16 protein-coding genes are annotated in these 21,449 nt (G+C 66.7%); 8 read left to right on the top strand and 8 right to left on the bottom strand.

The annotated features are described in order from the left end of the window. The first annotated feature begins 69 nt into the window (after positions 1-69). From MK181_03035 to MK181_03050, 4 genes are all read left to right on the top strand, one after another. Complete coding sequence (locus tag MK181_03035) at positions 70-1,602, top strand: trimethylamine methyltransferase family protein (protein ID MCH2418767.1); 1,533 nt, start codon at positions 70-72, stop codon at positions 1,600-1,602. A gap of 27 nt (positions 1,603-1,629) precedes the next feature. Then, positions 1,630-4,104: an FAD-dependent oxidoreductase gene (locus MK181_03040; GenBank protein MCH2418768.1), complete on the top strand. Its 2,475-nt coding sequence runs from the start codon at positions 1,630-1,632 to the stop codon at positions 4,102-4,104. A gap of 45 nt (positions 4,105-4,149) precedes the next feature. Then, positions 4,150-5,463, top strand: coding sequence for a Xaa-Pro peptidase family protein (locus MK181_03045; GenBank protein MCH2418769.1), 1,314 nt, complete (start codon positions 4,150-4,152; stop codon positions 5,461-5,463). 80 nt (positions 5,464-5,543) lie between these two features. Continuing rightward, entirely contained in the window at positions 5,544-5,960 is a 417-nt protein-coding gene (locus MK181_03050; GenBank protein ID MCH2418770.1) for a PaaI family thioesterase, read from the top strand. 21 nt (positions 5,961-5,981) lie between these two features. Here the strand turns inward: MK181_03050 and MK181_03055 are convergent, their stop codons facing one another. Next, entirely contained in the window at positions 5,982-6,788 is an 807-nt protein-coding gene (locus MK181_03055) for an enoyl-CoA hydratase-related protein (GenBank protein MCH2418771.1), read from the bottom strand. Positions 6,789-6,931: 143 nt separating this feature from the next. Here MK181_03055 and MK181_03060 point away from each other — a divergent pair, with 143 nt between their 5' ends. Then, positions 6,932-7,978, top strand: coding sequence for an acyl-CoA/acyl-ACP dehydrogenase (locus tag MK181_03060; protein MCH2418772.1), 1,047 nt, complete (start codon positions 6,932-6,934; stop codon positions 7,976-7,978). After that, complete coding sequence (locus MK181_03065) at positions 7,978-9,138, top strand: acyl-CoA dehydrogenase family protein (protein MCH2418773.1); 1,161 nt, start codon at positions 7,978-7,980, stop codon at positions 9,136-9,138. Before MK181_03060 ends, MK181_03065 begins: the two co-directional genes overlap by 1 nt. A gap of 21 nt (positions 9,139-9,159) precedes the next feature. Here MK181_03065 and MK181_03070 read toward each other — a convergent pair whose 3' ends face one another. Continuing rightward, positions 9,160-9,951: a tyrosine-protein phosphatase gene (locus tag MK181_03070; GenBank protein ID MCH2418774.1), complete on the bottom strand. Its 792-nt coding sequence runs from the start codon at positions 9,949-9,951 to the stop codon at positions 9,160-9,162. A 60-nt stretch (positions 9,952-10,011) separates the two neighbouring features. On the opposite strand from MK181_03070, the gene MK181_03075 reads away from it, so the two are divergent. Further along, positions 10,012-10,839, top strand: a complete 828-nt coding sequence (locus tag MK181_03075) for an enoyl-CoA hydratase-related protein (GenBank protein MCH2418775.1) — start codon at positions 10,012-10,014, stop codon at positions 10,837-10,839. Between the two features lie 13 nt (positions 10,840-10,852). Here the strand turns inward: MK181_03075 and MK181_03080 are convergent, their stop codons facing one another. The 3 genes from MK181_03080 to MK181_03090 all read right to left on the bottom strand — a co-directional run bounded on the left by MK181_03080 (position 10,853) and on the right by MK181_03090 (position 15,913). Further along, the gene (locus tag MK181_03080; GenBank protein ID MCH2418776.1) at positions 10,853-11,776 is read right to left on the bottom strand and encodes an acyl-ACP desaturase; all 924 of its coding nucleotides are present in this window, start codon (positions 11,774-11,776) and stop codon (positions 10,853-10,855) included. A 115-nt stretch (positions 11,777-11,891) separates the two neighbouring features. Then, on the bottom strand, positions 11,892-14,696 hold the full coding sequence (locus MK181_03085; protein MCH2418777.1) for an ABC transporter permease subunit: 2,805 nt from the start codon (positions 14,694-14,696) through the stop codon (positions 11,892-11,894). Beyond that, entirely contained in the window at positions 14,693-15,913 is a 1,221-nt protein-coding gene (locus MK181_03090) for a betaine/proline/choline family ABC transporter ATP-binding protein (GenBank protein MCH2418778.1), read from the bottom strand. Before MK181_03090 ends, MK181_03085 begins: the two co-directional genes overlap by 4 nt. A gap of 220 nt (positions 15,914-16,133) precedes the next feature. On the opposite strand from MK181_03090, the gene MK181_03095 reads away from it, so the two are divergent. Next, entirely contained in the window at positions 16,134-16,757 is a 624-nt protein-coding gene (locus tag MK181_03095) for a class I SAM-dependent methyltransferase (protein ID MCH2418779.1), read from the top strand. A gap of 39 nt (positions 16,758-16,796) precedes the next feature. Here MK181_03095 and MK181_03100 read toward each other — a convergent pair whose 3' ends face one another. Genes MK181_03100 through MK181_03110 form a run of 3 tightly spaced genes read right to left on the bottom strand, consistent with a single transcriptional unit; the run spans position 16,797 to position 21,350 of the window. Continuing rightward, positions 16,797-17,657, bottom strand: coding sequence for a 2Fe-2S iron-sulfur cluster-binding protein (locus MK181_03100; GenBank protein ID MCH2418780.1), 861 nt, complete (start codon positions 17,655-17,657; stop codon positions 16,797-16,799). After that, the gene (locus MK181_03105) at positions 17,654-19,477 is read right to left on the bottom strand and encodes an NAD(P)H-dependent oxidoreductase subunit E (GenBank protein ID MCH2418781.1); all 1,824 of its coding nucleotides are present in this window, start codon (positions 19,475-19,477) and stop codon (positions 17,654-17,656) included. Before MK181_03105 ends, MK181_03100 begins: the two co-directional genes overlap by 4 nt. Further along, entirely contained in the window at positions 19,470-21,350 is a 1,881-nt protein-coding gene (locus MK181_03110) for a molybdopterin-dependent oxidoreductase (protein ID MCH2418782.1), read from the bottom strand. Before MK181_03110 ends, MK181_03105 begins: the two co-directional genes overlap by 8 nt. Positions 21,351-21,449 lie beyond the last annotated feature (99 nt).

A 21,449-nucleotide genomic window follows, 5' to 3' on the forward strand; every position in this document is an offset into this window, starting at 1 on the left:
CGGAACCGGTTCGATAGACGACGAAGAGACACCGGTGACCGGAGACAACCTGAGAACAGGAAGGCACCAATGACCGAGGGACGACGGGGACGCCTCAGCGGGCGGACCAGAACACGCGACGTGGTGGCCGAACAACCACCATGGACCCAACCTCGCCTGCCGTTCGAACCACTGCGGAGCGTCTCCGACGACGAGCTGGAGGCCATCCACAAGGCCTCGCTGAGAGTCCTGGCCGAGACCGGTATCGACTTCCTGGACGAGACGGCCCGACGCCAACTGGTCGATGTCGGCTGCCAGGTGGATGGCGACCGTGTGAGGTTTGACCCGGACTTGGTCATGCACCTGGTCTCCACCGCCCCGGCCGAGTTCACCATGCACGCCCCCTCCCCGGCCCGGAATCTCCACATGGGCGGCAACGTCCTCACCTACACCAGCGTGGCTAGCCCGCCGTTCGTCACCGGCCTGGGACGAGACCGCCGGGACGGCAACCGCGACGACTACCGGAACCTCATCAAGCTGGGCCAGATGTTGAACGCCGTCCACACCGTGGCCGGCTACCCGGTGGAGCCCATGGACCTCCACCCGTCGATCCGCCACCTGTACGCCACCCACGACATGCTCACCCTGTCGGACAAGGTTCCGTTTGTCTACAGCCTGAGTCGCCAGCGCAACCTCGATGCCATCGAGATGACCCGCATCGCCCGGGGCGCCGACCACGACGCCATGGATGTGGAGCCATCGCTCTACTCGGTGATCAACGCCAGCACCCCGCTGCGATACGACACAGTGATGCTCCACGGCATCCAGGAGATGTCGGCCCGTAACCAGTGCATCGTCATCACCCCGTTCACTCTGGCTGGGGCCATGGCCCCGGTGACCGTGGCCGGTGCCCTGGTGCTCCAGAACGCCGAGGCCCTGGCCGGCATCGCTTACACCCAGGTGGTGCGGGCTGGAGCCCCGGTGATCTACGGCGCCTTCACCTCCAACGTGGACATGCGGTCAGGTGCTCCGGCATTCGGCACCCCCGAGTACTGGAAGGCCTGCCTCATCAGCGGACAGTTGGCCCGCCGCTATCGCGTGCCTTACCGGTCGTCCAACGTCAACGCTTCGAACAGCGTGGACGCCCAGTCGGCCTACGAAAGCGTGATCGCCCTCTGGGGGGCGGTCATGGGTGGCGTCAACCTGCTGTTACACGGCGCAGGGTGGCTGGAGGGTGGCCTCCTGGCCTCCTACGAAAAGATGGTTATCGACGCCGACGTCCTGAACATGATCACAGCCATGCTGGAACCGGTAGTCATCGACGACGCCGCCCTGGCCGTCGAGGCCATCGCCGAGGTCGGGCCGGCCGGGCACTTCTTCGGGACCCAGCACACCCAGGACCGGTACGCCACCGAACACTTCCAGCCCATGGTCTCGTCGTGGGCCAACTTCGAGACCTGGGACGAGGGCGGACGGATCGAGGCCCACCAGCGGGCCGAGGCGCTGGCCCGCACCCTCGTCGACGCCCACCAGGAACCCCCCATGGCCGCAGACCGTCGAGCCGCCCTCGACGACTTCCTGGAACGTCGGGTCGCTGAGGGTGGCGTCGAGACGGACTACTGACCGGAAAAGCGGGAGGGCACGATTGGCATGGGGGGACTCCCCGACGAAGCACAGGTAGTGGTGATCGGTGGCGGCGTGGTTGGCGCCAGCGTGCTGTACCACCTCACCCAGGCCGGCTGGACAGACGTGATCTTGATAGAACGGCGGGAGTTGACCGCCGGGTCCACCTGGCACGCCGCGGGTGGCATGCACACCATCAACGGAGACCCCAACGTGGCCGCCCTCCAGCGGTACACCGTGCAGCTCTACGAAGACCTGGAGAAGGCCTCCGGCGTGTCCTGTGGGGTCCACTTGACCGGTGAGGTGATGCTGGCCGACGACGAGGACCGCATGGACTGGCTGCGCATGGCCCATGCCCGCGGCCGCTACCTGGGTATGCAGACCGAGCTGATTTCGGTGGCCGAAGCCAAGGAGAAGATCCCCTTCCTGGTCGAGGACCACTTCGTGGGCGCCCTCTGGGACCCGGTGGGCGGCCACGTCGACCCGTCGGGCGTCACCAACGCCTACGCCACGGCAGCCCGGCTGGCCGGAGCCGAGGTCCACCGCAACACCTGGGCCCACGACATCGTGTCCCGCCCCGACGGCCGATGGGACGTCGCCACCGAGCAGGGCACCGTCACCTGTGAGCACTTCGTGAACTGCGGCGGCCTGTGGGCCCGCGAGGTAGGCCGTATGTGCGGCCTGGAACTGCCCATCCTGGCTATGGAGCACATGTACCTGGTTACCGAGGAGCTCCCGGAAATTCGACCCTGGCTGGACGCCACCAACGGCCACGGTGTCGGGGCCATCGACTTCGGCGGTGAGATCTACACCCGTGCTGAGGGCGGCGGCCTGCTTCTGGGCACCTACGAGAAGGCCTGTGTGCCGTGGTCGGTGAAGGAGACCCCGTGGGACTTCGGAGCACAGCTCCTCACCCCCGATCTGGAACGCATCGCCCCGTCGTTGGCTGTCGGCTTCGAGCACTTTCCGATCTACGCCGAGGCGGGTATCCGCCGGGTCGTCAATGGCCCGTTCACCTTTGCACCGGACGGGAACCCTCTGATCGGTCCCATCCGCGGCCAGCGAGGCCACTGGGTGGCCTGTGGCGTCATGGCCGGCCTCAGCCAGGGTGGCGGCGTAGGCCTGGCTATGGCCAACTGGATGACCACAGGCGATCCCGGATTCGACGTTTGGGGCATGGACGTCGCCCGGTACGGGGACTGGACCACTCCCTCCTACACCCGGGCCAAGGTCATGGAAAACTACAGCCGCCGGTTCTCCATCTCGTTTCCCAACGAAGAGCTCCCTGCCGGACGTCCCCTGCACACGTCACCCGTCCACGGCCGCCTGTCTGAGGCCAACGCCGTCTGGGGCTCCTCCTACGGCCTGGAACAGGCCCTGTGGTTCCAACGGCCCGGCGAGGACCCGGTGGAAGACGTGACGTTCCACCGGTCCAACGCCTTCGACCCGGTCGCCGACGAAGTCCGTGCCGTACGCACCGGGGTGGGGCTGCTGGAAACCACCGGATTCGCCAAGCACCAGTTCACCGGTCCGGGCGCCCGGGACCTCCTAGACCGGCTCCTGGCCAACCGCATCCCACCGCCGAGTCGAATGGCCCTGGCCCCGATGCTCAACGCACAAGGTCGCCTCATAGGCGACTTCACGGTGGCCACACTGGCCGACCCGTTCAACGGCTCCGAACGGTTCCTGGTCTTCGGCTCCGGGGTGGCCGAGGGGTACCACGAGCGGTGGTTCCGGGCCCACCTCCCGGTCGATGGGGCCCCCGTGCACTACCGGCCCCTCTCCCACGAGCTGGCTGGGCTGTCCATCGCTGGGCCGGCAGCCCGCCAGGTGCTGGAGGCGCTGACTGACGTTGATGTATCCGGTGAGGCGTTCGGGTTCTTGGACGTCCGGGAACTGGACCTGGGCATGGTCCCGACGATCGTGGGGCGCATCTCATTCACCGGCGACCTGGGATACGAGTTCTGGGTACCGGCCTCGCTCCAGCAGCGCCTCTACGACCTCGTGGTGGAGGCCGGAACGCCCTACGGCCTACGGCCGTTGGGCCTACGGGCCCTGGACTCCCTGCGCTTCGACAAGTCGTTTGGAGCCTGGGCCACCGAGTACCGCCCCATCTACACCGCCGACGAGGCCCGGCTGGACCGCTTCGTCAAGCCAGAGAAGGGTGACTTCATCGGTCGTGATGCCGTGGTGGCCGACCGGACCAACGGCCCCGACCGGCGCCTGTGCGCCTTCACCCTGGACGACGGAAACGAGCGGGACTCCGACGTCCTGGGTGACGAGCCGATCTGGTACGACGGGGAGGTGGTGGGCTGGGCTACTTCAGGCGGCTACGCCCACTGGTCGGAGGCCTCGTGCGCCCTGGGGTACGTCCCGACCCCCCTAGCCGACTCCACGTCCTCGGCTACCGGCTTCGAGCTCGAAGTGTTGGGTGTCCGACGCCCCGCCACTCGCCGCGACGAGCCGTTGTTCGACCCGTCGGGGTCGCGGATGCGAGGCTGAGGGCCGACCGATGGGCCCGGACACACCGGAGCGGAGGATCGGACGATGGACGTACACCCCGTGGTAGACGGCGACCTGGACGACTCTCTGGTGCGCCGGGCGTCTACCGTCGGCCACCGGATGGTCATGGGTCCCGGCGAGCCAGCCCTGTCCGAGTGGGCGGCCGCTGGCTTGGTCCTTCCTGACGAGACGGCCATGATGCGCTACCGGCTGGACCGCATCGCCGACCAGTTGGTGTTGGCCGACGTTGACGGGATCCTCCTGTTCGATCCCATGAACGTCATGTACGCCACTTTCGCCCCGAACATGCAGGTCTGGTTGCTCCACAACCAGGCTCGCTACGCCTTCGTGGGGGTCGACGGACGCCTTGTGCTCTTCGACTACCCCAACTGCGAGTTCCTGTCGGCTCACAACCCGTACGTGGACGAGGTCCGACCGGCCACTACGTTCACCTACTTCCTGGCCGGCGACCGGATCGACGAACAGGCCAAGAGCTTTGCCGCCGAGGTGGTTGACCTGGCCCGTACCCACGGTGGCGGCACCCGACGTCTGGCCGTGGACTCGTCCACCACCGCGGGGATCACCGCCCTGCAGGACGAGGGCGTCGCCCTGGTCGAGGGAACCCGGATCATGGAGGAGGCCCGCAAGGTAAAGGGCCCCGACGAAATCGCCGCCATGCGCTGCTCGGTGGAGGGCACCCGGGTGTCGTGTCGGAAGATGTTTGAGGCCATGCGACCGGGCCTAACCGAGAACCAGCTCTGGGGGGTGCTTTGGGCCGAGATGCTGGCCCGCCATGGTGAGTGGATGGAGTGCCGCCTGCTGTCGGCCGGTCCCCGAACTAATCCTTGGTTCCAGGAGTGCAGCAGCTACGTCATTGGTAACGGTGAACTGGTGGCCTTCGACACTGACCTGGTGGGGGCCTACGGGATGATGACCGACATCTCGCGCACCTGGGTGTGTGGCGACGCTCTGCCCTCGGATACGGCCCGGCACGCCCACGACCTAGCCGTCGAGCAGGTGTCCCGGAACATCGAGTTGCTGACCCCGGGCCGAAGCTTCCACGAACTGTGCCACGCCGCTTGGGCCCCCCCGGTCGAGGACTACCGGCACTACTCGTGCCTGTTCCACGGGGTGGGTCAGTGCGACGAGTACCCCAGCATTCCCTTCCCGGAGGACTGGGCGGACTCAGGCTACGACGGGGTGCTGGAACCCGGCATGGTGCTGACCGTCGAGTCCTACGTGGGTGCTCGGTCGGGTGGCGAGGGGGTCAAGATCGAAAATCAGGTACTCATTACCGAGGGCGGCCACGAGAACCTCACCCCGTGGACGCTCGACCTCGACCGCTTCGAGGGGCTGTGACCTCTCCGGACCCGACCAGTAGACCCGACATGGCCTGCTGCCCTACTTAAGCCCCTTTCCATGACCCACCGACGGAGACCATGACCACCCCATCCGACGAGAAGTTCACTGACCTGATCCGGAAGATCATGCCGTTCTGCGACGTGCTCGGGTTGTCGGTCATCAGCGCCACGCCCCAGCGGGTAGAAGCCACAGCTGACTGGGCTGAAGAGCGGACCACGGTGTTCGGAGGCTTGCACGGTGGCTACATCATGGCCATCGCGGATTCTGTGGGGGCGCTGTGTGCGTCTCAGAACCTTCCGGAGGGAGCGGAAACTTCGACCATCGAATCCAAGACGAACTTCCTGCGTCCGGTCACCGGTGGAACCGTCACCATCGTGGCCACACCGATCCACGTTGGGCGAACCACCATCGTCGTCCAGACCGCGATCACCCGTGACGACGGCAAGTCGGTCTCGCTGACCACTCAAACACAGGCGGTTACGGGTCCGACTTGAGGCCGGTTCGGCTAGTGGCCCCTAGTTCCCCTCGAACTCGGGTTGTCGCTTTTCGATCCAGGCCTGCGCCGCCTCCCGGGTGTCCTGCGTCCCAAAGTTGGTGGCTTGGGCCTGGCCCTCGGCCTCCAGCGCTTGGGACATAGACGTTTGTCCGCCGTTGTTCAACAACGCCTTGCTCATGGACAGAGCAAGAGGTGGTCCGGCGGCGATCCGACCCACCACGTCAGCCACGTGGGCATCCAGGTCGGCTTCGGCCACGATCCGGTTGACCAGGCCGATGCGGTCGGCTTCGGCGGCATCGATGACCTCAGCCAGGAGGGCCAGTTCCTTGGCCCGGTGCAGGCCCACCCGTCTGGGCAGCACCCAGGATCCACCGAAGTCGATAGTGAGGCCGCGACGGGCGAAGATCTCCGAGAACCGCGCCGTGTCGGCTGCATAGACGAGGTCGCACCCCAGGGCCATGTTGAGGCCGGCTCCGGCCGCCACACCGAACACCTTGGCCACAACCGGATGCTGGCACTCATGGAGAGCCTGGGCCGATGCCTTGATCCTGCGCAGGTTGCGGAGGGGGTTGGTGGCCACCGCACCACTGGCCCGCTCCGACTGGCCGCCCACATCAGCGCCCGAGCAGAAGTTGCCGCCGGCGCCAGTCAACACGATGGCCCGCACGGACCCGTCTGAGTGAAGGTCCCGGAAGATCCTTCCGAACTCGTTGAACATCGACCCGGTCATGGCATTCATGACCTCGGGACGGTTCATCGTCACGGTGACAATGTCGCCGTCTCGCGTCACGTCCAGCCCTTCGGCCCCTTCGATCACACCGCCCACGTCGCTCCTCCGGTCCTCTTCCTCTCTCGACGTTAGACCGACACAGGGAGACCCAACCCACGGGGCGACCTGTCCGGTGGAGCGCCCACCAGCATTCCACCGGTACCACCGGTACCACCGGTGGCCGTCGCTAGGGTCGACACATGGACCTGGACCTGACAGAGGATCAGGAGGCGATCCGCGACGTCTTCGCCGACTTCTTCACCTCGGAGACCGGACCCGAACGGGCCCGGGCGGCCGAGCCGGTCGGCTTCGACGCCGCAGCCTGGGAGCGACTGATGGAGACCGGCGCCCCTGGCATGGGCGTCGACGCCGATCTTGGAGGCGGCGGGGCCTCGTTGGCCGACCTAGCCGTGGTGGCCGAGGAGGCCGGAGCCCGAATCGCCCCTCTGCCCCTGGTCGACCACCAGGTCACCGCCCGCCTGTTGGCCAGCGTGGGGGGCTGTGACGACGACGTCCTGTCCGGTGCAGCCATCGCCGGCCTGGCCGTCCGCCCGGTCGAGGATGGCACCGCCCGTACCGTTCCCACCGGAGCCGTGACCGGCCGTCTAGTCGCCCTAGACGGTGACCGCCTGATAGCCGTCGACGGTCCTCCTGGGGATCCCCTGGCCAACCATGGTTGTCTGCCCCTTGCCCACCGGGAGGTGAGCGAGGCCACCGTGCTGGCCACGGGACCCGAGGCGATAGCGGCCTACGATCGTGCCCTCGACGAGTGGCGGACCCTCACCGCCTCGACCCTGGTCGGCATCACCCGGACTGCCCTGGACCTCGGCGTCGCCTACGTCAAGGAACGGGAGCAGTTCGGTCGCCCGGTGGGCAGCTTCCAGGCCGTCCAGCACCTCTTGGCCGACCTGCCCGGGCTCTTAGACGGAGCCCGCTTACTGACCGCTAAGGCGGCGTGGGCCGGTGACCGGGCATCGGCCGGCGAGTCGGGCGTCCTGGACGTGGGCGCCAACGACGTGACCGACTTTGGCGCCCTGGCCACCATGGCCCTCGTGGTCGCTGGTGAGGCTGCGGCCACTTCGACTGACCGCAGCCTCCACGTGCACGGTGGCTACGGCTTCAGCGAGGAGTACGACATCCAGCTGTTCTTCCGCAGGGCCCGCGCCCTCGCCCTGCTGCTGGGAGACCCGGCCCGCGAGTGCCGGCGGCTGGCTGACCGGATGTTCACCGACCCGGCGGCCGCCTGATGGACTTCTCCCTCGGCCCCCAAGCCGCCGAGTTTCGCGACCAGATCCGGGCATTCGTGGCCGAGCACCTGACGACCGAAGTGGTCGACCGAATGCACGCCACCGGCACATTCAACGACAGGGACCTCAATGGGGCACTGGCCGACGCTGGCCTGCTGGCCGGGGCGGTCCCCGGCTACGGCGACCGTGACCCCATCGAGCTCTACGTGCTGTTCAACGAGTTAGAGAAGGCTGGAGCCCCCTACGACGGACTGGCCGTCACCATGCTGGTGGCCGGCGTGGTTAACGCAGTGGGTACCGACTTCCACCGGGAAGCGGTGCTGGACCGCCTGTTGACCGGTCGTTTCAACTGTTGCCTGGGCTACAGCGAACCTGACCACGGTTCGGATTTGGCCGCCATCACCACGAGGGCCGTCCGGGAGGGTGACGGATGGGTGATAAACGGCCAGAAGATGTGGACCACCATGGCCCACGAGGCCGACTGGGTGATCCTGCTCACCCGGACCAACCCCGACGTACCCAAGCACAAGGGCCTGACCATGTTCTTGGTCCCCATGGACACCCCGGGTATTGAGGTCCAGCCCGTCCCCACCATGGCCACCGAGCGCACAAACGCCACCTTCTACGACGAGGTCCGGGTGGGCGACGAGTGGCGCCTCGGAGAGGTCGACGGTGGCTGGACCGTCATGGGAGTCGCCCTGGCTTTCGAACGGGGGGTGATGGGCGGCACCAACCCAGCCGTTCCCCTACTGCGCCACGTCCGGGACTGGGCAGCCACCGCTCCCGCCCCGGATGGCGGACGGATGCTGGACGACCCGGTCCTGCGGGAACGCATGGCACGTACGGCCATCGCCAACCAGGTGTCCCAGCTCCTGACGCTGCGGGCGGCGTGGATCGCCGCCACTGGCGGACTGCCCGGCCTGGAGGGATCTATGGCCAAGCTGTACGCCACCGAGCGGTACCAGCAGGCTGTGGGATGGTTCCAACAGATGGCGGGCGCCGAGGGGCTCCTAGGGTTCCACGCCGACGGGGCAGCGGCCGACGGCTGGATCGACTACGACGCCCGCCACGCCCCGGTGACCACCATCTACGGCGGAACCACGGAGATCAACCGCAACAACGTGGCCGAGCGCCACCTGGGCCTCCCCCGGGCCCGCTGAACCCGTTCCCCCCGGGTCGGGTCAGTCCAGGAGCCGGTCGCGCAAGTCGGCTATCCGGTCCTCGGTGAGGCCCAATCCGTCGCGCAACATGCACCCGGCGCCGCCCCATCGGTCATCCACGGCAGCTAGCTGCGCCTCGACGTAGGCCGGGGCCACCTCGATGAACGGCCGCAAGAGCTCCAGCCCCTCTTCGGTGAGCATGCCCCCGTCCACCAGGGCTGCCGCCCGGCGTGTCCCCACCCGGTTGCTCTCCAGATAGTGCTCCACGATGGCGTCCCGCTCCACGCCAAGGGCCAACAGCAGGATGGTCCCCACCCACCCGGCCCGGTCCTTACCGGCCGAGCAGTGCCACACCAGCGGCCACCGGTCGGCATCGGTTACGAGATCCATGACCCGACAGAAGGCCTCGACCCTCCCCGGGTGCTCCACCATGTTACGAGCGCCCTTCGTGGCGATGGCCGCCGCCCGGCCGTCGGACCACACGGCACGCATGGCCTCCACGTCGCCGGTGGTGATGAACTCCCGGATGTCGGCCCCAAAGCCTCCTTCGTCAGGGATGGGTGCCGGGATCCCGACCGCGCCCTCAGGTATCCGGTCAGCGCCCTCGTACCGGGAGTCCACCTCGTTGCGCAGGTCCACCACCGTCCGGATGCCCAGGGCATGCAGGCGAGCCAGGTCGGCGTCAGAAGCCCGACCCAGGTGTCCTGACCGCCACAGCAGGCCACCGACCGTGGTCCGACCGTCGGTGGTGGGCAGACCACCGATGCCTCGGAAGTTGGCGATCCTGTCCATCTCGGTCGCGGTGGGCTCCATCACGGGATGATGGCACGGCACGTTCCCGCACCCCACCTCCGATGGCCGTACCATCGGGTCGTGTCCGACGGTCCGGCCTCCCATCCCGACGTCCTGCTGGTCGACGACCCGCGCCCCGGTGTACGACGGCTGACCCTGAACCGGCCCGAGAAGCGCAACGCCCTGAACAACGCCCTTCGGGGAGCTCTGTTCGCCGCGCTCCAGGAGGCCGACCGCGACAACGCCGTCCACGTGACCATCCTCCGGGGAGCCGGACCGTGCTTCTCCTCTGGGTACGACCTGGGCTCAGACCTCAGCGCCGACCGACCCTCCTACACGCCGGGGGGTGACGGAGGCTGGGCCCGTCACGTCACCGACGGATGGCTGTCGCTGTGGGACTTGGCCAAGCCGGTAATTGCCCAGGTCCACGGCTACGCCATGGCCGGGGGCTCCGAGCTGGCCGCGGCCTGCGACCTCGTCTACTTGGCCAACGACGCCACCATCTCCCATCCCGTGCTCCGAGTAGCCGGAACACCTGACTTCGCCATCCACCCGTGGCTGGTCGGCCTACGCAACTCCCTGGAGATGGTCCTTACCGGCGATCCGGTAGACGCCGCCGAAGCGGTCCGCGTCGGTTACGCCAACCGTGCGTTTCCTGCTACCGAGCTGGATGAAGCGGTGCTGGCTGTAGCCGAGCGCATGGCCTCCATCCCCCACGAACTCCTACAGCTCAACAAGCGCTGGGTATACCGGGCGATGGACGCCATGGGTGCCCGAACGGCCATCCGGTCGGCCCCCGACCTGGGTGCCCTGGGCCCTCACGTCCCGTCGATCCAGGCGAACCTGGACGGGCTCCGGAGCCGGATACGCGACGCCGCCCGCTCACCGGACGACGACCCGGCAACCTGACGGTCCGACCCAATCAGGCGCCGCTTGGGACCCGCCTGGTCCGACTGGCCATCCGGTTCTCGAAGGTCTCGGCCTGGGCAATCAGGGCCCCCGGAATGGCCAGGATCTTCTCTTGCAGTTCCTCGCCCCGGGGGTCAAGGCCCTCGATGGACCCCACCTTCCAGTGGCGGAGCAGCGGTTGGACCACCTGTTCGGCATGGATCCGTAGGTTGTAGATCCCGGCCCGGGCAATGGCCACGGCCCGTCGGCTGAAGTTCGGAATCACGGTCCCGGGCATGTTGAAGTCGGACAGGACCCGGTGGAGCGCCCCCAGCACGAAGGTGGGCGCCTGGCGCAGCATGGCCGTGGTCACTCCCCGGTAGAACATGAAGTGGTGGTTCTCGTCGGCGGCCACTCGGGTCATGACCTCGTGGGCCACCGGACAGTCGGCCTTCACCCCAGTGTTGCGGTGGCTGATACGGGTGGCCAGTTCCTGGGCCGACGTGTAGGCGAAGACCTCCACAGGGCACGGGGAGTCGTAACGCCAACCGCGGGTCACCGTGGCCAACCGCTCGTCCTCCAGTTGGGCAGGATCGCAGTTCCGGGTGGCCAGCAGGTAGTTACGGATGGCAATGGAGTGCTGGCCCTCCTCAGCCGTCCAGAGGCGGGACCATTCGGCCATCGGCGAGTCCTCGGGGAAGCTGCCAGCGATCTTGGCGTGGTAGTAGGGGAGGTTGTCCTCGGTCAGCAGGTTCAACTGCAGAGCGGTACGGACCTCCGGGGACAACGTGGCCTGGGACTCCTCCCACGGTTCGTCGCGGAAACTCCGGCCCAGTTCCCAAGGAACAACGTCGTGGGCATACCAATGCTGTCGGCGCTCCCGGTGCTCGGCCATGAGCCGGGAGATCTCCGGCTCGACGGACGAGACCAACTCGAACGATTCGGTGGTGGCGGTCACGGCGCTCCGATCCCATTCCGGGCCGCCCCTCAGCCCGGTAAGGAACAGGCTAGGTCACCCCGGGGAAACCCGGTACCCGGCACCCTGTCACGCCCGAAGGGGCGCTCCCGTCCGATCAGTCGGTGACAGCGGGCTCGAGGTCGTCGTAGGTCTTGTTTCGACGGAACTCGGTGATGATCTTCTTCGACGTCGTGGCCAGCATCACTCCGGCGAACGCGGTGAGAAAAGAGCCGGCGCCACTGACGGTCTTGAGGTCCGACACCCGGGCCAGGCTGGCGATCCACACGATGCCGATCAGCGCTAGGCCACCTCCCGCGCCGGCAACCATGACACTCCAGCGCCATCTTCGGTTCTCGTCCAGGCCCAGCAAACCCGATGCCGGCACGGTGAGCGCCGCGCCGATGATGGACATCGTGATGGCCAGGCGGCCAAGCCCGCCACCGTCCTCCGAAAGCCCGTCGGTGACCACCAGAGCATTCATTCGGTACTTGTTGCGCAGAGAGGCGGCCTTTCCACTGTTTGATGCTGCCATGGCCGGATTCTCGTTCGTCTCGTCCCGAAGTCGAATCAGTTCCGCTTTGACCTCTTCGGGAAGCTCGGTCGCTCGACGTTCGTCGAAGGTCCAACCGGAAATCGAACCGATCAGGACCAGGGCAACGGCGAGGGCGCCCGCACCCATCCGACCCCAGCTGATGATTCGGTCCAAAGGTCGGAAGGCTGAGTAGGGCGCCGTCTGCAGGGCCAGGACCGCGCCGGCCAGCATCACGATGCTGGCCACGATGGCCAGCATCACGCCCGGGCCGTGGTTGTAGGTCTCAACGTCGACGAAGGGGGAGGCCACCTGGTAGGTGAGGGCGGCGACCAGCATGCAGCTCGAGGTGATGACCATGGTGTCTGCTGCGAACCAGCGGGAGCCTGACCGTAGGACGACCACGACCATCACGCCGATGGTGACGGTGGTCAGCAACTGCATGTCCAGGAACACCGCCGAATCGCCGGAGCCGATACTCCCGATGACCAGCCATCGGAGGGCGACGCCACTTGCCAGCGCTCCCAGGACGGTGACCCGCTGCTCGGAACCGGTTCCGTCAAGTACCCGATAGACGGCTCCGGCCAACGCGAGGGCCACCAGGTCCTTGACGTCGAGCACGGTCGAGAGCGGTGCGACGGCCATGCCCACGATGGCAACCACCGCAGCAGCCACCAAGTTGTTCCAGGTCATCCGATCGGCATCGAACAGGCTCGTACTGTTCAGGACGGCCAGCACGATCGCTCCGAGGGCGAGGACGATCACGGCGAGGACCTCTCCGGCCATACCGGTCGGGCTTTCGAAGATGTGCCCGAGCAGGCCCGCCGTGACGGCCCAAGTCCCGACCATCTGCCAGGACACCGGAACCGCCACCTTCGCTAGGCCGAGAACGAGGCCGAGGATCGCCGGAATCGCGAAGGTCTCGACGACCACCGACCAGAAGGCCTGGGCCTCATAGCCCTGGAGGTTGGAAAGCATCGTGTACCCGTCGAACTCGCCCAGGATCGGGTACATGAAGATGGCGGTGAACGCGCCGAGCGCCAGGGATACCAGGCCGGCAGGACCTCGGGCCCGTCCGATCCCGCCCGTCCAGAAGATGCAGGAGACGGCGGCGAAGACGGAGAAGAAGCCCAGAGCCAGAACAACAAGGCCAGCCCACGAGCCACCGGATGCCTGGTAGCCGTTGAACGACTCGCCGATGAGGTCTACGTCTGCTTTACGGGAATGGCTGCTAAGGAGGCCAGCATCGTTGCCCCATGTCATCTTGGTGGAGAGGACCGCGACGAACCCGGCGATGCCGACGACGGCCATGCCGAGGCGCTCACGTCCCGAGGCCACTACCTCGTGCTCGACGTGGACGGCCTTTGATGCCTTCTGGTCTTCGGTCTCGGCTGCCTCGACCTTCTTGAGGAGTTCTTCAGGGTCCCGGCGCTGGCTCATGGCCTCCCGGATCCGGGATAACAGGTTCTGTCCACCCTCCTCTTCGGGCTGGGAGAGGCGGTCTAGTACGACGGCCACTGCCCACAAGGCGAGACCGGATGAGATGCCGAGGCCGATGTCGAGGTTCTGGACGGCCCGGAAGACCAGGAGTCCGAGGCCCCCGGCGCCCATGATGGCGGCGATGCCGACCATGGCGATGGCCAGCATGAGGGTCTGGTTGAGACCGGCCATGATCGAGGGCTTGGCCAGCGGCAACTGGACGTCGGTCAGGACACGTAACTCGGTGGATCCGTACGCCCTGCTGGCCTCCACGACGTCCTCGGGAACGTGTCTGATGCCCAGGTTGACCATACGCACCAGCGGTGGCAGGGCGTAGATCATGGTCACCATGGTCGCTGGGACGACTCCGATGCTGAAGAAGAACACGAACGGCACCATGTAGACGAACGTGTGGACAGTCTGCATGGCGTCCAGGATCGGTCTGGTCACGTTCCACGCCGAGTCCACCCGGGCGCAAAAAACCCCGAGTGGGAGGCCGACGAGCGCGCACAACCCGACGGCCACGAGAACCATCCCGATGGTCCGCATGGTCTCCACCCAGTACATCGATCCGAGCAGGCCGCACATCATCAGGCCGAGCCCGGCCATAATGCCGATCTTCGGCGTCCGCACCAGCGAGCCGAGGATTACCGTGAAGAGCACCACCTGGTACCAGGGAAGCTGTAGCAGGAAGTCGTTGACGACATTCGAGAGCAGGAAGTCGAACGGCCACTTGACGGTATCGAGGAACCACTGGGCGTTGGCGTCCAACCAGTCGACCATCTGGTCGAACCAGTACCCCACCGGCAACTGGAACTGGTCAAGGACCTTGGTATCGGAGAGGCCCACGCCCTCGCTTCGTCCGGTCCATTCGCCGGTCTCGCCGCCAATGACCCAGGTGGTCCATCTCACAGGAAGACCTCCCGCTCGAACCCGTCCACCAACTGCTCTACCCGGCCCATCTCCTCCATGATCTCCCGAGGTTCGAGCTCACCGATCAGGTGGCCTGTGTCGTCCACCACGGCAATCGGGAGCCCCCGACCGGCCGCCGCGTAGTTGTCACTGAACCGTGCCTCAATGGTGGTGGAGTCGAAGTCTGACCGCAGCACCAAGCCCAGGTCGGTCGTCCCGTGGGCGATGGCCGTGGCGGCGTCGGTCATAGCCAGCAGGCCGGTAGGCCGGCCGTCGGCGTCGACCACAAAGGCACCTTGCCGATCGCCCATGGCGTCGATGCTTTCTGTGAGGGTCCACGACTCGTTGAGGATCACCGGGGTCTCCATGATCTTGCCCACGTCAATGACCCGGCCCTGGTCCACGTCCTGGACGAACTCAGCCACGTATCCGTCTGCCGGTTCGGTGAGGATCTCCTCAGGCGTCCCGATCTGGATCACCTTGCCGTCGCGGAGGATGCAGACCCGGTTGCCGACGCGCAGGGCTTCGTTCAGGTCGTGGGTGATGAACACGATCGTCTTGTGGAGCTTGTCCTGGATCGCCATCAGCTCATCCTGCATCTGGCGCCGGATCAGCGGATCCAGTGCGCTGAAGGCCTCATCCATGAGCAGGATCTCCGGGTTGGAGCACAGCGCCCTAGCAAGACCCACGCGCTGCTGCATGCCTCCGGACAGTTGGCGGGTGGCGTTGAAGGCATAGGCCTCGAGCCCGACCATGGCCAGCGCCTCGATGGCCGCCTCGTGGCGTTCTTTCTTATCCACACCCTGGACCTTCAGGCCGTAGGCGGTGTTGTCAATGACATTACGGTGGGGGAAGAGGGCAAAGTGCTGGAAGACCATGGCTGTCTTCTCACGGCGGAAGGCCTGGAGGGCGGCGCCCCGGAGTTGTTGGACGTCTGTTCCCTCGACCAGGACACGACCATGGGTTACGTCGTGCAGTTTGTTCACCGTTCGAATGGCCGTCGACTTGCCCGATCCGGACAGTCCCATGACCACGAAGATCTCACCCTTCTGTACCTCGAAGGAGATGTCACGCATCCCGACGACGTGACCGGTCTGCCGTTGGACCTCGTCCTTGCCGACGTCCGCCGAGCAGAGGTCAAACGCCCGCCCACGCGGGTTCGGGCCGAAGATCTTGTAAACGTTCTCCAGTGCAATGATCGGCTCGGAGTCCGACATGCAACCTCTCCTTGTTGTGTAACACACATAGAGACATAGTGGGACACCCCGACACATCCCCTACAACTGCGGCAGTGTATCAGGGTGACCTGTGTAACGAGACGGGCCACAAGGGATCCGGGAGACCACTCTTTATCGGTCCCGGCCCGATATCCGGTTACCGTCGAAGGTCGGGCCGCAAGCCGTCGACCCGGTCACGTTGATCACGGGGAGAACCAGGGTGGAAGACCGGCGATTCCTCGACACCTCTTACGACCTGGAGACCGGCCGTCAGACGCTGGACCACTACGAGGAGTGGGCCGAAACCTACGACCAGGAGGTCGGCGTCGAGAACGCCTACGCCCAACCCACCCGGTGCGCAAAAGCCCTGACCTCCGTAGTGGAACCCGGCGGACGGATCCTGGACGTGGGCTGCGGCACCGGACTCTCCGGGCGTGCCCTCGCCGAGGCCGGATTCACCAACCTCGACGGCTGCGACTTCTCACCCCCCATGCTGGAACGGGCCGCAGCGACCGGGGTCTACGGCCGGCTCTTCGAATCCGACCTGAACGAGGGGCTCGACGTCGCCGACGACACCTACGATCACGCAGCGGCCGTCGGCGTGTTCTCGTTCGGGCACATCCGACCCTCCGCCCTCCGTGACGTCCTGCGCGTCGTCCGACCGGGCGGTGCCGTAGTCGTCGGCTTGAACGACCACTTCTGGGACGAGGGCCGTTTCCCCGCCGAACTGGACGCCATCGAGGCCGACGGTTCGGCCACCGTGGCCTTCCGGGAGCACGGCGACCACCTGCCAGGTGCCGGCATCGAGGGTTGGGTCGTGGTCCTGATCAAAGAGCAGGGCTGATCGCCCGGATACCGACGCCGGGCGGATCCGTCCCGGAGGTTAGGACTGAGCGTGTTGCCAGCCGAACCGTCCCTTGATGCACAGGTGGCCGTGAGTCACCGAGTGGTCGGCCGGTGACGTCACCTTCACAATCCGCTCATCCTGGACGTGCAGTTCCAGGTTGCAGCCCACCCCGCAGAACGAACACACCGTGGTGGTGACCTCCTGGTCTTCCTCGTTCCACGTGCCGTCCAGGCGCATGTCGTGCTCGGTCTTGAAAGCCAGCGCCCCCGTTGGACAGACCCCGATGCAGTTCCCGCAGTAGACGCAGGCCGAATCGGGAAGGGTCACGTCGTGCTCGGTGGAGATGTGGGCCCCGAAACCCCGACCGGCTGTGGCGATGGCGTAGGTGTGCTGGGCGTCGTCGCCACAGGCCTCAACGCACTTGTAGCAGAGGATGCACCGTTCGTAGTCCCGAACGTAGAGGTCGTCTTGGACCTTCACCGGCTGGGCCACCGTCGCGATCTCGGACCGTTCTCCCATCCGCTCCGGCCGGGCCCCATAGTGCTCCATCCAGGCGTGGACCTCGGGGTCAGCCCGGTCCATCTCGACCGACGAGGCCAGCAGCTCGTAGACCATCCGCCGACTGGTGTGTACCCGCTCGGAGTCAGTGGACACCACCATCCCGTCTTCCACGGGCCGGGAACAGGACGGAACCAGAACCCGGGACCCCTCGACCTCGACTACGCAGACCCGGCAAACGTTGACCGGTGTCAAGTTCTCGGCCCAGCACAGCGTTGGTGTGTCGATGCCCTGGCGGCGACAGGCGTCCAGGATGGTGGACCCCTCCGGAACACGAACTGTCGCCCCGTCGATGGTGGCCTCGACCATGGTGGTCACAGAAACCGCCGTCTCGTTCATCGAGATCCTCCGCCGCCGATGTCGACCAGCAGGCCGAGGTCCAGAGCGCTGAGCACAGCACCTGAGGCCGTCTGACCCAAACCGCAGATCGAGGCGTCCTTCATGACGGCCGCTAGGTCGTCCAGCAGGTCCCGTTCGTCATCCACCGTGGACCCCCGTCCCAGCCGGACCAGCACCTCCTCCTGGCGCACCGTCCCCACCCGGCAGGGAACGCACTGGCCACACGACTCGTCACGGAAGAATTCGGCGATGCGCCGTACGGTGTCGACCAGGTCGTCAGTCTCATCGAACACCATGATCACGCCTGAGCCCAGCGACACGCCTGCGTCCCGGGTGGCCTCCAACGTCAGCGGCAGGTCCAGCGAGTCCGGTCCCACGAAGCTACCGGCGGCCCCACCCAGCATGACGGTCCGCAGGCTCCGCCCCTCTGGCAGGCCTCCGGCCAGGTCGATCAGGTCCCGCAGGGTGGCCCCAAACTCCACCTCGTAGGTGCCGGGGCGGACTACCCGTCCGCTGAGGCAGAACAACTTTGTTCCTGGTGACCGCTCCGTACCCTCGGCGGCGTAGGCCGCTCCGCCGTCCAAAACAATGGGCAGCACGTTGACCAGTGTTTCCACGTTGTTGATGGCCGTGGGCTCACCGAACAGGCCGTGCGTGGTGGGAAACGGCGGCTTGTTCCGAGGCTCGCCCCGGAACCCCTCAAGCGAATTAAACAGCGCCGTCTCCTCGCCACAGATGTAGGCACCGGCCCCGCTGCGCAGCGAGATGTCGAAGCGACGTCCCGAGCCGGAGACGTCGTCGCCCAGGAGCCCTGCAGCCCGGGCCTCGGTGATGGCATGGCCCAGACGGTCGGTGGCCACCGGGTACTCACCCCGGATGTACAACCAGCCCTGCTCGGCCCCGACGGCCAGGCCGGCCACCGTCATAGCCTCGATGAGGGAGAACGGGTCACCCTCCATGACAACCCGGTCCTTAAAGGTTCCGGGCTCAGACTCATCGGCATTGCACACCAGGTGGCGGGGACGCCCCTCCTGGTCGGCCACGCCGCGCCACTTGATGCCGGTCGGGAAGGCAGCACCACCCCGACCGGACAACCCGGCCGTGGTCACCTCGGCAATCACCTGGTCCGATCCCATGGTCAACGAGGCCTCCAGGGCCCGGTAGCCGCCGTGGGCCCGGTAGTCCTCGAGGCTGGTCGGATCGACGACACCGACACGGGCCAGGAGGCGTAGGCCGGGATCCCCAGCCTGGGGGAGGGTGACCGACGGCGTGGAGGCGCCCGATCCGATGGCTGCCGCGACCTGTGCGACACCAACCGGTCCGCCATCCACCGAAGCGACGGTCACGTCTTCGTTCCCGGTCCGCTGGACCATCACCGCTGGTCCCCGCTCGCACTGACCTAGGCACGGGCTTGCCTTGACGTGGTGCCCGTCGGCGACCAGGTCGTCGATCAGCTCCAACGCTCCGACGATCCGGCAGGCCACGTCGTCGCACACGTGCACAGTGTCGACGGCAGCCGGCGGCTCGTGGGTGAACAGGTGGTAGAAGGTGGCCACGCCGTATCCCTCAGCAGGCGGCACCTCCAGTTGCGCGCAGGCGTAGTCCAAACCCCCCGGGCTAATCCAACCGACCGACCGCTGGAGAGCGTGGAGGGCCGGAAGCAATAGGTGGCGACGCTCCCGAGTGCGTTCGTGGCCTCCATAAACCAACCGTTCGGACTCCCAGAGGACCACCGGACCAAGGCTGGCAATCGCCGCGTCGACCCCTGCCCTCTCGGCGTCAGTCGCCTCCTCTGTCGCCCCAAAGTGGAGGTCAGGCACCGGTGGCTACCCCGACGAGCTTGTCGACCCGCACGGCCGCCGCCTTGAACTCGGCCGTGCCCGACTTCGGGTCAACCGCGTCGCTGGTGATCTGGTTGATGTCGGTCGTCTCCGGGAAGTGGAAGGTGGTGTGGCACAGGCCTACGGCAAGGTCCCGGTCGATGCCGATGGTCATCTCGATGGCGCCCCGGCGGGACGACACGTTCACCCGCTCCCCCTCGACCACCCCCAGATCGGCGGCGTCGGCCGGCGAGATCTCGAGCGCCTCCCCCGTGCGAATGGGCGAGGAGTACTTGTCGGTCTGCACGCCCGTGTTGTACGAGTCCAGGGCGCGCACGGTGGTTAGACGCAACGGGAACTCATCGGAAAGCTCGTCCAGCGGACGGCGATCCTCGACACACGAAAACGGCGCCAGTCGTCCACCGGCCGGCCGCTCCCAGAGGCGGCCGTGTAGGAATGGACTCCCGGGATGGCCTTCGGTCGGGCACGGCCACTGGATGCCACCCTCCGCCTCGAGGCGCTCCCAGGACATGCCGGCGTGCATGGGTGAAACGGTCCGGAGTTCCTCCCAAAGTTCCTCGGCCGTGGGGTTCCCCCAGCCTCCGTCACCCATCTGAGCCGCCAGGTCGTTGATGATCCCGATCTCCTGGCGAGCTTCACCGGGTGGCGGTATGGCGGCCCGCATCCGCTGGACACGACGCTCGCTGTTGGTGACCGTACCGTCCGACTCCGCCCATCCCAGGGCCGCCGGCAGGACAACGTCGGCCATCTGGGCCGTACGCGTCAGGAACACGTCCTGCACGACCAGCACATCGAGTCGCTCAAGCATGGCCCTGGCGTGCTTGACGTCGGCCTCCGAGTCGGCCGGGTTCTCGCCGATGCAGTAGACGGCCTTGAGCTCATCTCGCTCCATGGCCTCGAACATCTCGGTGAGGTTCCAGCCGTTGGTAGCGGGAATCTCACAGTCCCAGGCCCCTTCGAACTTGGCCCGCACCTCGTCATCTTCCACGTCCTGGAAGCCGGTGAGCTTGTTGGGCAGCGCACCCATGTCACCACCGCCCTGCACGTTGTTCTGCCCGCGAAGGGGCACCAGACCTGAACCCCTCCGGCCCACGTGCCCGGTGAGCAGGGCAAGGTTGCAGAGGGCCTGAACGTTGTCCACCCCGGTGTGGTGCTCGGTGATTCCCAGGGTCCAACAGATCTGGGCCGTCGGGGCCGAGGCGTATCCGTGGGCCAGGTCCCGGATGGCCTCGGTAGGCACGCCGGTAACCTCCGCAGTCCGCTTCAGGGTCCACGACTCCACGAAGGCCACGAACTCCTCGTAGCCGGTGGTGGCGTGCCGGATGAACTCGTCGTCGGTGAGGCCAGCGTGGATGATCTCGCGTGCCACCCCGTGGGCCAGGGCGATGTCGGTCCCGACGTCGAGGCCTAGCCAGGAGTCGGTGAACTTGGCCGTACCGGTCCGCCGGGGGTCGACGGTCCACGACCGGGCACCGTTGTCGATGCCCTTTAGGACGTGGTGGAAGAAAATGGGGTGCGCGTTGCGCGCGTTGGTCCCCCACATGACGATGGCGTCGGTCGTCTCGATCTCCTCGTATGACGAGGTACCTCCGCCTGCTCCGAAGACCGTCGCCAGACCGACGACGCTAGGAGCGTGTCAAGTTCGATTGCAGCTGTCGATGTTGTTCGAGCCGATGACCCGTCGGGCGAACCGCTGGGCGGCGTAGTTCACCTCGTTGGTGGTCTTCGAGCAGCTGAACATGCCGAAGGCCGAGGGACCGTGGGTGTCGACCACGGAGCCGAACCCGGAGGCGGCCCGCTCGAGGGCCTCCTCCCAGGTCGCCTCGCGCAGCACCCCGTCCTCGCGGACCATCGGTGTAGTCAGACGCTGGCTCATGTGTCCCCCATCATTGGAGTCCGGCCGGAATCCCTCAGTCGGCCTCGACGACGGCCCTGGTCGGGAACCGTCGTC

The organism is Acidimicrobiales bacterium, assembly GCA_022452035.1.
Classification (GTDB): Bacteria; Actinomycetota; Acidimicrobiia; order Acidimicrobiales; family MedAcidi-G1; genus UBA9410.